The organism is Streptomyces boninensis, from assembly GCF_048572725.1.
In the GTDB taxonomy this organism is placed as follows: Bacteria; Actinomycetota; Actinomycetes; order Streptomycetales; family Streptomycetaceae; genus Streptomyces; species Streptomyces boninensis.
This window is the reverse complement of record NZ_CP183837.1, coordinates 6,607,714-6,619,992: the sequence shown is the minus strand read 5'-3', so window position 1 is coordinate 6,619,992 and position 12,279 is coordinate 6,607,714. Positions and strand designations below refer to the sequence as shown.

Genomic DNA, 12,279 nt, shown 5'->3' with positions numbered 1-12,279 from the left:
AATCCGGTATTCAGTATGTGCTCGGGCCCGAACCCTGAATGGGTCCAGGCCGTCACCTGTTCGTGAGGATCACGCAGACCGCGGCGCCTCTGCCTCTACGGGCAGAGCCTCCGCCGGCAGCGTCTCCTCGATGGCGAGGATGCGGTGCAGCCGGGTGGCCACCAGCAGCCGCTGCATCTGCGGGGGCACCCCGCGCAGCACCAGCCGCCGGTCGGCCCGTCCGGCCCTGCGATGCGCTCCCATGATCACACCGAGTCCGGTGGCGTCCCAGGAGTGGAGGTCGGTGAGGTCCACGATCAGATCGCCGCGTCCCGTGTCGACCGCGTCGTGCAGGGCCGTACGGGCGTCCGCCGCGCTGCGGACGTCGAGGCGGCCCCCGACGACCAGCTCGGCGTGGTCGCCCCTGATATACATCTGCGCTCCCCGAGTCTTCTGCAGTGCTGTGGGTCCAGTGGTGCCTGTCTCTTCGAACCTCTACCGGTCTGACTGTCCGCGGCTACGCAAGGTTGTCGTCTGTGCGCGGATCGATATGAAATTCACTCCTGCGGGTTACCCTCGGGCAACTCCCGCGATTTCAGTGCTCGTAGAAACCCTGGCCGCTCTTGCGGCCCAGATCCCCCGCGTCCACCATCCGCCGCATGAGCTCCGGGGCGGCGAACTTCTCGTCGCGGGATTCGGTGTAGATGTTCTCGGCGGCGTGCAGCAGGATGTCGACGCCGGTGAGGTCGGCGGTGGCGAGCGGTCCCATTGCGTGGCCGAAGCCGAGCTTGCAGGCGGTGTCGATGTCCTCGGCGGTGGCGACGCCGGACTCGTACAGCTTCGCGGCCTCCACGACCAGTGCGGTGATCAGCCGGGTGGTGACGAAGCCGGCCACGTCGCGGTTGACGACGACGCAGGTCTTGCCGGTGGACTCGGCGAACTCCCGGGTCCTGGCGAGGGTTTCGTCTGACGTCTTCAGGCCGCGGACGAGCTCGCAGAGCTGCATCATCGGCACCGGCGAGAAGAAGTGCGCGCCGACGACCCGCTCCGGCCGCTGGGTGGCCGCCGCGATCTTGGTGATCGGGATGGCGCTGGTGTTGGAGGCGAGGACGGTGTCGTCCTTCACCAGGCCGTCGAGCGTACGGAAGATCTCCTGCTTGACCTCGAGCTGCTCGAAGACGGCCTCGACGACGATGTCGGCGTCGGCGGCGGCGTCGAGCTCGGTCGTGGTGGTGATCCGCCCGTACGCGGCCTCGGCGTCGGCGGCGTCCAGCTTGCCCTTGCTGACGAACTTGTCGTAGCTCGCCTTGATGCCGTCGGTGCCCCGGGTGAGGGCGGCGTCGGTGACATCCCGCAGGACGACATCCCAGCCCGCCTGGGCGGATACCTGTGCGATGCCGGAGCCCATGAGACCGGCTCCAATGACGGCGAGCTTCCGTGCCACGATGCTGTTTCCCCTTGCTACGGCGGTCCCGGCGACGCTGCCGGTGGCCTTTACGCGGACTTTAGCGGCGGGGAGGCGCACGCGGGGCGCGAAGAGATGCGCATCACGTGCCTGACGACGCATGTCACACGGCTGCCACCCGAATGGGGGTCACTTTGCGGGCCTGCGCGCGTAGTTGAGTACCTTTTCGCTCAGTAGTTCCGCCAGCTCGTCGATGATGACGAGGGTTTCGCGGGAGACCTCGTTGGGCTTGCCGCCGGCGATCATTTTGTGCCGGATGGTCTCGAAGGCCGTGCCGTGCACGAGGGAGATCTGGCCGGCGATCAGCCCGGGCATCGGGTCGTCGGGCGCGGCGCCCACCTCTTCGCGGAGGGTCTCGGTGAGGTTGTCCATGCCCTCCTGCTGGATGTGCCAGAGCCGGGCCTTGAGGGAGTCGGCGCCGGCGACGACGACCATGAACTTCCCCATGCCCTCCGTGAGCCCGACCTTGGGCGAGACCGCCTCGACCTCCTCGCGCAGCTCCCGCAGCACCGCCTCGGCCGCGGACTCCCCCGGTGCGCGGCCGCGCACCCAGCGGGAGAGCCGGTCCACGACGCCGCGGCTGCGGTCGAAGAAGAGGTCCTCCTTGGCCGGGAAGTAGTTGTAGACGGTGTTGACGGAGACGTTCGCCGCATCGGCGATCTCGGCGATGGTCACCGCGTTGAAGCCGCGCTCCACGAACAGGCCCGTGGCCACATCCGAGATGTACTGCCTGGTCTGGCGCTTCTTGCGCTCCCTGAGTCCCTCTTCGGCCATGCTCCCATCCTAGCTTCGCTGGCGTCCATGAAATTTTGGGGACATTGCAAAATTTCAATGACTCTGTTTTTCTGGTCAGCATGGCAATCATCAGTACGTCCGGGCTGGCCCGGACCTTCACCACCAAGCGGGGGACGGTCGAGGCCGTGCGCGGCATCGACCTCGTCGTGCAGCCGGGCGAGATCGTGGGCTTTCTCGGCCCCAACGGCGCCGGGAAGACCACGACGCTGCGGATGCTGACCACGCTGCTGCCGCCCACCGGCGGCGCCGCCACCGTCGCCGGCTGCGACCTGGCGAGCGACCAGGCGGGCGTGCGCGCGAAGAGCGGTTACGTCGCCCAGTCCGGCGGCGTCGACCCGAACATCTCCGTACGCGAGGAGCTGGTCACCCAGGCCCGGCTGTATCGCATGCCGAAGGCCGAGGCGGCGGCGCGCGCCGAGGAGGTGGCGGCCGACCTGGGCCTGTCCGAGCTGATGGAGCGCAAGTGCGCGGCCCTGTCCGGCGGCCAGCGGCGGCGCCTGGACATCGCCATGGGCCTGCTGCACCGCCCGGCGGTGCTCTTCCTGGACGAGCCGACCACGGGCCTCGACCCCGGCAGCCGCGCCGACCTGTGGGACCTGGTGCGGCGGATCCGCGCCGAGCAGGGCACCACGGTCGTGCTGACCACCCACTACCTCGACGAGGCGGACGCCCTCGCGGACCGGCTGATCATCATCGACGAGGGCCTGGTGGTGGCCGAGGGCACGCCGGCCGGGCTGAAGGAGCGGTACGCCGGCTCCGCCACCGCGTCCCTGCAGGACGCCTTCCTCGCCATTACGGGCCGTACGCCGGACGCGGCCGCGCCCAAGGAACCCGCCCCGCTGGCCGTGTGAAGGCCCTGTCCCGTCGGTCGTTTAGGAGTGCCCCACCCGATGTCTCCCCTGTCCGCGTTTCTCTCCGACACCGCGATCATCTTCAGCCGGCATGCCCGGCAGACCCTGCGCTCGCGGATGCAGATGCTCTTCGGCGTCCTGATGCCGCTGCTGTATCTGCTCTTCTTCGGCCCACTGCTGACCGACCTGCCGCTGTCGGAGGAGGGCTCCTCCTGGCAGGTGCTGGTGCCGGGGCTGCTGCTGCAGCTCGGGCTCTTCGGCGCCTCCTTCTGCGGCTTCGGCATCATCGTCGAGAAGAGCTACGGCGTGGTCGAGCGCATGCGCGTCACCCCCGCCAGCCGCCTGGCGCTGCTCTTCGGCCGGGTGCTGCGCGACGCCCTGCTCTTCCTCTTCCAGGCCGTGCTGCTGATCCTCGCCGCGGTGGTGATGGGCCTGCGCGCGCCCCTCGCGGGAGTGCTGATCGGCTTCGGCTTCGTCGGCCTGCTCACCATCTCCCTCGCCTCGCTGTCGTACGCGCTGGCCATGAAGGTCAACACCCCGCAGGAGTTCGGCCCGGTCATCAACTCGGTGACGATGCCGTCGATGCTCCTCTCCGGCCTGATGCTCCCGATGGCCCTGGCTCCGGGCTGGCTGGACGTGCTGTCGCACTTCATGCCGTTCCGGTATCTGGTCGACGCGGTGCGCGCCGCCTTCGTCGGCCACTACGCGAACGTGTCGATGCTGTACGGCGTGCTGGTCGCGGTCGCCATGTCAGCCGCGTCCCTCACCCTGGGCACGCGCCTGTTCCAGAAGGCGGGGGCGTAAGGTCACTCGCCTCGATAGAGCCGCTCAAGATCCACCAGAACTACATCACCGCGCTCGCCCGCCCCAAGCAGCTCCGGAGTAAATCCCGCGCCGCTGTAGAGGGCGGGCCTGACCCGGGAGACATCCTCGCCGCGAGCCGCCAGCAGCGCGATGATGCGGTGCAGCCGGTCCAGATCGCGGCGGCCCAGCACCCGGTCCCACTTGACCTCGCCGATGGACAGCAGGATGCCCGTGTCCTGGCCGACGATGCCACGGACCACGACATCCACCTCATGGGAAGTGCGCCCCTGCGGGTCGGCGACAACGCCGCTGGTCACCTGCGAGGGAAGGCCACCGAAGGTGTCCACAGCGGCGAATGCCGTCACCCACGCCCGGCACAACTCCTCGAAGTGCGGGCCGAGTACCTGGCAGCGGTAGCTCTCCCGGTTCTCGCGCCAGGCGACCTCGGGCCGCGCCTGCTCGATGTGCGCGAGGGAGGGGGCCATGACCGCGTGGTGGAAGGTCAGCAGCGGCTCGGCAATGCGGTAGACGTGACGGTTCTTGCGGAAGGCATCAGGATCGACGGCCACCAGACCGCAGTCCTGCAGCACCTTCAGCACGTGAGTGAGGTCGGTGGCAGGACGGCCGACGTAGCTCGTGATGCCACCGCGCGTGTGATTGCCGGCGGCGATGGCGGCCAGCACCGACGAATACAGCGCCCGGTCCCGTATGTCGGGTTCCTCGGCGATGAGGTAGCGAGCCTCGCGGAACAGTGGGCTGTTCGGCCGGAGCACCACCCGCTGCAACCAGGGCTCAAAGTCGTCCACATCGGCCGGGGCGCTGCCCATGGCGAAGTCCCGGTACGCGGGGGTGCCACCGACTACCGAGTGGGCCAGCACCGCGAGCCTGGGCTCGCCAATCCCCCAGAAGTCGGCCGCCTGCCGGAAGTCCAGTGAGTGCACCACCATGTCCAGCGCAGCCCGGCCGCGCAGCGGGGCCGAGCCGGCCAGCAGCCGCCCCATGAACGACACCGCGCTGCCGCAGAGCAGCAGGCGGGTACGCGACTCCCGGCGCTCGGGGCGCAACGGCCCATAGGCAGCCTGGATGATCGAGGGCAGGGCGCCGTTCTGGCGGGCCAGGTAGGGGAATTCATCGATGACCACAGGTACGGGCCGCTCGCGCCCCAGGGAGAGCAGCTCGTCGATGGCCTCCTCCCAGCCCTGCAAGCGGACGGGGGCGGTGCCTCGATGGCGGCCCAGGGCAGCCCCCAAGGCTTGGAGAGAGACGGACTCGGTGGATTCCAGCGCCTGAAAGTAGAAGCCTCCCGCCGCCCGCGTGAGAGCGTCCAGCAGGAAGGTCTTGCCCTGCCGGCGACGACCGGAGACCACGCCGAGGGTGGCGCCAGGAGCTGTATGGGTGGCGTAGGCCACCAGGTCGCTCCATTCGACCTCGCGGTCGAACATGATCTCCGGCTTCGGCAGGTGCATCGCAGCCTCCAGATTTGTAGCAATGCACTTCTACTAACTACAGAACTACGAATCTGTCACGGGCCGCCCTTATTACGAGCGTCACAAGGAGGACGGGCCCCGCGGGCAAGGCGCATGACTAGGCTGAGGCCATGGTCAACCTGACGCGGATCTACACCCGTACCGGAGACAAGGGCACCACCGCGCTCGGCGATATGAGCCGGGTGCCCAAGACGGACCTGCGGATCGATGCGTACGCGGACGCCAATGAGGCCAATGCCGTCGTCGGTGCCGCGCTCGCCCTCGGTGAGCTGGACGACGAGGTCAAGGCGGTCCTGATCCGCGTCCAGAATGACCTCTTCGATGTCGGTGCCGACCTGTCCACGCCAGTCGTCGAGGACCCGAAGTATCCGCCGCTGCGCGTCGAGCAGTTCTACATCGACAAGCTGGAGGCGGACTGCGACCGCTTCCTGGAGCGGCTGGAGAAGCTGCGCAGCTTCATCCTTCCCGGCGGCACCCCGGGCGCCGCCCTGCTGCACCAGGCCTGCACGGTCGTCCGCCGCGCCGAGCGCGCCACCTGGGCGGCGATGGAGGTGCACGGCGAGACGATGAACCCGCTCACCGCGAACTACCTCAACCGCCTGTCCGACCTCCTCTTCATCCTGGCCCGTACGGCCAACAAGGAGACCGGCGACGTGCTGTGGGTGCCGGGCGGCGAGCGATGACGTTCCGGGTGTCGGTCCGGGGGAAGTTCAAGGGCCTCAGCGACGCGCAGCGCAAGCGGCTGGCCGACGGGGCGGAGGCGTCGCAGGTTGCGTTCACCGACGACGGCGCCTTCTCGTACGACCGCGGCCTGTCGGTCTTCACCTTCCGGGTGCAGGTGCCCGCGGAAGCGGAGGACGACGACGATGAAGTCGCCACCCTCCGCGCGCTCGATGCGCTGGACGCGCACGGCTATCCGTACGAGATCCTGAAGACCGCGGTGACGGACATGCGGACCATCAAGATCAACCGGAAGGGGCGTTAGCCCCGGCCGCTCCCGCTCCGCTGCTCGCTCCCGCTCCGCTGCCAGCTCCCGACCCGCTCCCGCTCCCCCGTCAGCTCCGGCAGCGAGCGCTCCTTCTCGGGCGCCTTCCCCGGCCAGATCGTGTACGAGGCCGCGATGACCGCGTGAATGCCCAGCGTCCGCAGCGTCGTCATCTGCCACGACTCCAGCGACCCGGTCTGCCCGTCGTCGCCCACGTACCAGATGGCGCCCTGCAGCAGCGCCAGCGCGACCGCCGCGCCGCCCAGCGAGCGGAGCCAGATCTTCCACTCGTGGATCGCCCGCTCCTTGCCGTACTTCTTCCGCGGCTTGGGGGCGCCCGCGAAGCGGTGGGCGAAGACGCCGTCGAGCCACTTCACCGTGGCGTGGCCGTGGGCGACGGTGTAGCCGATGTAGAGCGCGGCGAGGCCGTGTTTCCAGTCGGGCTCGGCGCCGTTCTTGAGGTCGATCACGGTCACGACAAGCAGCGTCAGCTCCAGCAGCGGCTCCATGAGCAGCACGGCGGCGCCGGCCCGCGGCTTCTTCGCCAGGTAGCGCAGGGCGAGGCCCGCGGCGAGCAGCACCCAGAAGCCGACCTCGCAGATGATGATCATGGTGACGATCACGGGACGCTCCTCTCTAGTCGTCCCTTCCAGAGTCGCCCGTGACCTGCGGCTTTTCGTCGTCGGCGGTGAGGATCCGGGACTGCATCCTTCGATGTACGCAACCGTGCCGCGTGGACGGAGGTCAGCGCGGCCGCCGCCGTGTTTGATGGTGTCGTGACCAGCTCAGCCCGCCGCCCGCACCGCGATGACGTACTCATCGCCGTGCTCGGCGTTGCCGCCGGCACCCTCTCCGTGGCGCTGAGCCTGTACAACAGCTATCCCGTGGGCAAGGACAGCGGTTCGCTGCTGCTGATCCCGCTCGTCGTGATGGGCGTGGCCACGGTGTTCCGCCGCGTCGCGCAGCCGTGGCCGCTGCTGCTCGGCTGTGTGGCGCTGGCCGCGGATTTCTGGCTGGGGTCGCTGCTGGCGACCGTGCTGATGTTCTCGGACCAGATCTATGCCGCGGTGCTGTACGGCGAGCGGCGGCTGGCCCGGATCGTGCTGCCGGCCTGCTGGCTGCTCACGGTCGCGGTCACCATCGGCACGCTGGCCGCGCTGCGCAGCCCGCAGGCGCTGCTGCTCGGCGCGGCCACCGGCGGCCTCACCCTGGCCTCCGCCTGGACCGGTCAGCTGGTACGCAACCACCGCGACAAGGCCGAGGCCGAGCGGCTGCGCGCCGAACAGGCCACGCTCCTCGCCGAGATGGACCGCCGCGAGGCGGTCACCGCGGAGCGCGCCAGGATGGCCCGCGAGCTGCACGACATGGTGGCCAACCACCTCTCCGCCATCGCCATCCACTCCTCGGCGGCCCTGTCCCTCGACGACCGCGGCGCGACCCGCGACGCGCTCGGCGTGATCCGCGAGAACAGCGTGCAGGGCCTGGCCGAGATGCGCCGCCTCATCGGACTGCTCCGCGAGGCGGGCGGCGACGACCAGCCGTCCGCCGCGCCCACCCTCGACGGGCTGCCGACGCTGGTGGAGCAGGCCCGTACGAACGGCGCCGGAAGCGGCCTGCGCTTCGTCCTGGCGGACGAGCGCGCGAAGGTGCGGCTGGCGGCGCCGGTGGAGCTCGCGGCGTACCGGATCGTGCAGGAGTCGCTGACGAATGCGCTCAAGCACGCGGGCCCTGGGCAGGTCGTGATCGACCTCGCCGGGGCGGATCCGCTGACGGTGACGGTCAGCAGCCCGGTCGGGGAGCCGAGCGGGCCGCGGGCCCCGGGGTCGGGCGCCGGACTCATCGGCATGGAGGAGCGCGTCGCGCTGCTGGGCGGAGAATTCTCGGCGGGCGTAGAGGGCGACCGGTGGGTCGTACGGGCCGAGCTGCCCGGGGATACGGAGGTGCCGTCTTGAGGCTGGGGAGGATGCGTCCATGATTCGGGTACTCGTCGCGGAGGACCAGTCCGCCGTCCGCGCCGGGATCGTGCTGATCCTGCGGAACGCGGACGGCATCGAGGTCGTCGGGGAGGCCGCCGACGGCAAGGAAGCCGTGCGGCTGGCGCGGGAGCTGCGGCCCGATGTGGTGCTGATGGATGTGCAGATGCCGATACTCGACGGCGTTGCCGCGACCCGGGAGATCACCGGGGCAGAGCTCGCCGACGTGCTGGTGCTGACCACCTTCGACCTCGACGACTATGTCTTCGGCGCGCTGCGCGCGGGCGCGGCCGGGTTCCTGCTCAAGGACACCGAGGCCGCCGACCTGGTCGCGGCCGTACGCACCGTGGCCCGCGGCGACGGCCTCATCGCGCCGGCCGTCACCCGCCGCCTCATCGCCGAGTTCGCCAGCGGCAAGCCCGCTCCCCCGCCCGCGCCGCCGGGCCTGGACGACCTGACGCCGCGGGAGCGCGAGGTGCTCGGCTGCCTCGGCGAGGGGCTGTCCAATGCGGATATCGCGGCGCGGCTGGACATGGCGGAGGCCACGGTGAAGACCCACGTCAGCCGGCTCCTGGGCAAGCTGGACCTGAAGAGCCGCGTGCAGGCGGCGGTGCTGGCCCAGGAGCTCGGGCTGCAGTAACTCACACGATCGGCGTCCCGTCCCGCGTCACCTTCCAGTCCTCGGACGCGAAGTCCGCCTGGACGATCGACCCCTTCGCCTTCACCCACGCGATCATCGTGTTACGGATCTCGTCCGAGTTCGCCCATACCTGCTCAGCCTTGGCCACATGCGGGAAGTTGCCGCCGCCATTGGCGCGGTAGTTGTTGACCGCCAGGACGAAGCGGGCCTTGCCGTCCAGAGGCTTGCCGTCGTACGTGAGCTTCTTGATCCGGGAGCCCGCGGCCTGCGCGATGTCGATCTCGTACGAGAGGCCGCCGACCGCGTCGTAGTTGTAGTCGGGGGTGTTGTCCGCATTGGTGATCTTCGCCAGGTCGAGCGGGTCCGACGCCGCCGTCTGTACGTAGTAGCGGGCCGAGAACTCCAGGTACTCCTTCAGCTGCGCGCCCGTCATGATGCGCGCCTCCAGGGTGTTCTCGAAGGGATAGAGCCCGGCCACGTCCCGTATCGTCACCTCGCCCGCCGGGATCACGGCCGTACGCGAGAAGGCCGACGCCTGCGAGAGCACCGGCAGCTCCGCGTGCTCGCCGCCGGCGAGGGCCGCGCGGACCGTCTCCGTCTGGATGTGGTTGATCAGGTCGATGATCGGGACGTCCCGCCAGGGCGCCTCGTCCGACTTCATCTCGGCCTCGTTGGTGCCGATGACCTGGTTGACGTACGCCACGACCTTCTCGTGCTCGTCGGTGAGCAGCTTGGCGATCGCCGGGTCCTCGGCGGCGGTGTTGGAGTTGAGTACCGAGGCACCGACGCTCTCCACCACCCAGCGGCCCTTCTGCCAGACCAGGTCGAAGTCGAAGAGGGTCAGCCGCTGGCCCCACTTGAGCGGCTCGGAGAGCACGACCTCCTTGCCGGTCTCCTTGTTGGCCACCTTGTACTCGGGGATCTCGGTGTGCGCGTGGCCGACCAGGATCGCGTCGATGCCGGGCACCTGCTCGGCGACCAGGGCGGCCGCGTTCTCGATGTACGGCAGCGCGTCGCCGTACGAGGAGGTGCCGCTGGAGCCGGAGTGCGCCGAGACGATCACCACGTCCGCGCCCATGGAGCGCAGCCGGGGCACCCAGCGCGCGGCCTGTTCCTCCAGGCCGGGGAAGACCATCTTGCCCTGGACGTTGGCCTTGTCCCAGATGGCGATGCCGGGGTTGGTGAGGCCGAGGACGGCCACCTTGACGTCGCGGCCGCGCGGGGTGCGCAGGATGTGCATCGAGTACGGCGGGAAGGCCGGCTTGAGGGTCTTAGCGTCCAGCGCGTTGGCGCCGAGCAGCGGAAACTCGCACTGCTCCTCGAACTTCCGCAGCACCGGAATGCCGTAATTGAACTCGTGGTTGCCCAGGGCCGCCGCGTCGTAGCCGATGGCGTTCATGGCCTGTGCCATCGGGTGTACGGGGCCGGCCGCGGCCGTGATCGGGTCGACCTTGGCGTAGTAGTAGGAGAGCTGGGTGCCCTGGATGGTGTCGCCGGCGTCGATGAGCAGGGTGCTGCCCGCGCCCCGGTCCTCGCGGACCTGGTCGACCAGCGTGGAGATCTTCGCCAGGCCGACGTCGTTGCTGTCCTTGTCGGTGAACTCGGCGTCGGTGAAGTAGTCCCAGTTGAAGACGTTGCCGTGCAGGTCGGTGGTGCCCATCACCGTGAACGAGTAGCGCTTGGCGCGCGCTCCCGCCCCCGCCGGAGCCGCGGTTGCCGTCGTGGGGGCGGCGGACAGCGCGAGGCCGGCGCCCGCGGAGGCGGCGGCGGATCTGGCCAGGAACGTACGGCGGTTCAGCGGCATTCGGGTCTCCTCGGACCAGGGGACAGAGCACCATCGTTACGCGCGTAGATTCTGCCCGAGGCCGCCCGTCCGGGCCAGATCAACTCGATTGCGAAAGCGTCAAGTTCGACGATCCCTACGCTTTCCGTGGTCCAGACCTATTGACGGATTGGTGCAGACCTTTCTACGCTGCGGTCTACTGCGGTGTGCATGACACACCGGGCGACGCAGGTCCTGAAACCCCCCAACATCCGGACCTAGCTCGAGGAGTCCCCTTGAGACCTCCCCGCGTCATCCGCGCCCTCCTGGCGCTGCTCCTGCTCCCCCTGGCGGTGCTGCTCGCCGCGCCTTCCTCCCAGGCCGAGCAGGCCGAGACCGGCTCCGCCACCAAGGCGGCGGCCGGCGGCGTCAAGCTCGGCTACTTCACCGAATGGGGCGTCTACCAGCGCGATTACCACGTGAAGAACCTGGTCACCTCCGGCTCCGCCGACAAGGTCACGCACATCAACTACGCCTTCGGCAACGTCCAGGGCGGCAAGTGCACGCTGGGCGACTCGTACGCGGACATCGAAAAGGCCTACACCGCGGACCAGTCGGTCGACGGCGTCGCCGACACCTGGGACCAGCCGCTGCGCGGCAACTTCAACCAGCTCAAGAAGCTGAAGGAGAAGCACCCGAACCTCAAGATCCTCTGGTCCTTCGGCGGCTGGACCTGGTCAGGCGGCTTCGGCCAGGCCGTGCAGGACCCGGCGGCCTTCGCCCAGTCCTGTTACGACCTGGTGCACGACCCGCGCTGGGAAGGCGTCTTCGACGGGATCGACCTGGACTGGGAGTACCCCAACGCCTGCGGGCTGAGCTGCGATACAAGCGGCCCCGCCGCCTTCAAGAACATGATGCAGGCCTTCCGCGCCAAGTTCGGCAGCGAACTGGTCACCGCGGCGATCACCGCCGACGCCTCCGACGGCGGCAAGATCGAGGCGGCGGATTACGCGGGCGGCGCGGAGTACGCCGACTGGTACAACGTGATGACGTACGACTTCTTCGGCGCCTGGGACGCCCAGGGCCCGACCGCCCCGCACTCCCCGCTGACCTCGTACGACGGCATCCCGAAGGCCGGCTTCAACAGCGAGGCGGCGATCGCCAAGCTCAAGGCCGCCGGCGTCCCCGCGGAGAAGCTGCTGCTGGGCGTCGGCTTCTACGGCCGCGGCTGGACCGGCGTCACCCAGGCCGAGCCGGGCGGCACCGCCACCGGGCCCGCGCCCGGCAAGTACGAGCAGGGCATCGACGACTACAAGGAGCTCAAGGGCAAGTGCCCCGCCACCGGCAAGGTCGCCGGCACGGCCTACGCGCACTGCGGCAACCAGTGGTGGTCGTACGACACCCCCGAGACCATCACCGCGAAGATGGGCTGGGCGAAGCAGCAGGGCCTCGGTGGCGCGTTCTTCTGGGAGTTCAGCGGTGATACGGCGGGCGGCGAGCTGGCCGCCGCGGTGAGCAGCGGCCTCGGGTAGGAGCCG

Annotated in this window: 13 protein-coding genes; 7 read left to right on the top strand and 6 right to left on the bottom strand. The window is 69.4% G+C overall.

Annotated features, from left to right (window positions below; genetic code table 11):
- Nucleotides 1–69 precede the first annotated feature (69 nt).
- The 3 genes from ACNNMR_RS30450 to ACNNMR_RS30440 form a co-directional block, all read right to left on the bottom strand.
- Nucleotides 70–414 carry an STAS domain-containing protein gene (locus ACNNMR_RS30450; RefSeq protein WP_419997886.1) on the bottom strand — a complete coding sequence of 115 codons (345 nt, stop codon included), beginning with the start codon at nt 412–414 and terminating at the stop codon, nt 70–72.
- 160 nt (nt 415–574) lie between these two features.
- Nucleotides 575–1,423, bottom strand: a complete 849-nt coding sequence (locus ACNNMR_RS30445; protein ID WP_419997885.1) for a 3-hydroxyacyl-CoA dehydrogenase family protein — start codon at nt 1,421–1,423, stop codon at nt 575–577.
- A gap of 150 nt (nt 1,424–1,573) precedes the next feature.
- The gene (locus ACNNMR_RS30440; RefSeq protein WP_419997884.1) at nt 1,574–2,218 is read right to left on the bottom strand and encodes a TetR/AcrR family transcriptional regulator; all 645 of its coding nucleotides are present in this window, start codon (nt 2,216–2,218) and stop codon (nt 1,574–1,576) included.
- An 80-nt stretch (nt 2,219–2,298) separates the two neighbouring features.
- On the opposite strand from ACNNMR_RS30440, the gene ACNNMR_RS30435 reads away from it, so the two are divergent.
- Both ACNNMR_RS30435 and ACNNMR_RS30430 read left to right on the top strand, forming a co-directional pair.
- Nucleotides 2,299–3,090, top strand: coding sequence for an ABC transporter ATP-binding protein (locus ACNNMR_RS30435; RefSeq protein WP_419997883.1), 792 nt, complete (start codon nt 2,299–2,301; stop codon nt 3,088–3,090).
- Nucleotides 3,091–3,129: 39 nt separating this feature from the next.
- Nucleotides 3,130–3,894, top strand: coding sequence for an ABC transporter permease (locus ACNNMR_RS30430; protein ID WP_419997882.1), 765 nt, complete (start codon nt 3,130–3,132; stop codon nt 3,892–3,894).
- A gap of 2 nt (nt 3,895–3,896) precedes the next feature.
- On the opposite strand, the gene ACNNMR_RS30425 is transcribed toward ACNNMR_RS30430, so the two are convergent.
- Nucleotides 3,897–5,360 (bottom strand): ATP-binding protein, encoded by a 1,464-nt coding sequence (locus ACNNMR_RS30425; RefSeq protein ID WP_419997881.1) that lies wholly within the window; start codon nt 5,358–5,360, stop codon nt 3,897–3,899.
- A gap of 131 nt (nt 5,361–5,491) precedes the next feature.
- Here ACNNMR_RS30425 and ACNNMR_RS30420 point away from each other — a divergent pair, with 131 nt between their 5' ends.
- The gene (locus tag ACNNMR_RS30420; protein WP_419997880.1) at nt 5,492–6,064 is read left to right on the top strand and encodes a cob(I)yrinic acid a,c-diamide adenosyltransferase; all 573 of its coding nucleotides are present in this window, start codon (nt 5,492–5,494) and stop codon (nt 6,062–6,064) included.
- Nucleotides 6,061–6,366 (top strand): DUF6204 family protein, encoded by a 306-nt coding sequence (locus tag ACNNMR_RS30415; protein ID WP_419997879.1) that lies wholly within the window; start codon nt 6,061–6,063, stop codon nt 6,364–6,366. The genes ACNNMR_RS30420 and ACNNMR_RS30415 overlap by 4 nt, the downstream gene beginning before the upstream one ends.
- Here the strand turns inward: ACNNMR_RS30415 and ACNNMR_RS30410 are convergent.
- Nucleotides 6,363–6,989, bottom strand: coding sequence for a hypothetical protein (locus ACNNMR_RS30410; RefSeq protein WP_419997878.1), 627 nt, complete (start codon nt 6,987–6,989; stop codon nt 6,363–6,365). The two genes, ACNNMR_RS30415 and ACNNMR_RS30410, sit on opposite strands and share 4 nt — an antisense overlap.
- Nucleotides 6,990–7,142: 153 nt before the next feature.
- Between ACNNMR_RS30410 and ACNNMR_RS30405 the strand changes: the two genes are divergently transcribed.
- Both ACNNMR_RS30405 and ACNNMR_RS30400 read left to right on the top strand, forming a co-directional pair.
- Complete coding sequence (locus ACNNMR_RS30405; RefSeq protein ID WP_419997877.1) at nt 7,143–8,318, top strand: sensor histidine kinase; 1,176 nt, start codon at nt 7,143–7,145, stop codon at nt 8,316–8,318.
- Nucleotides 8,319–8,337: 19 nt separating this feature from the next.
- On the top strand, nt 8,338–8,979 hold the full coding sequence (locus tag ACNNMR_RS30400) for a response regulator (protein ID WP_419997876.1): 642 nt from the start codon (nt 8,338–8,340) through the stop codon (nt 8,977–8,979).
- A gap of 1 nt (nt 8,980) precedes the next feature.
- Here the strand turns inward: ACNNMR_RS30400 and ACNNMR_RS30395 are convergent, their stop codons facing one another.
- Nucleotides 8,981–10,783 (bottom strand): bifunctional metallophosphatase/5'-nucleotidase, encoded by a 1,803-nt coding sequence (locus ACNNMR_RS30395; RefSeq protein ID WP_419997875.1) that lies wholly within the window; start codon nt 10,781–10,783, stop codon nt 8,981–8,983.
- Nucleotides 10,784–11,037: 254 nt separating this feature from the next.
- On the opposite strand from ACNNMR_RS30395, the gene ACNNMR_RS30390 reads away from it, so the two are divergent.
- Complete coding sequence (locus tag ACNNMR_RS30390; RefSeq protein ID WP_419997874.1) at nt 11,038–12,273, top strand: glycoside hydrolase family 18 protein; 1,236 nt, start codon at nt 11,038–11,040, stop codon at nt 12,271–12,273.
- Nucleotides 12,274–12,279 lie beyond the last annotated feature (6 nt).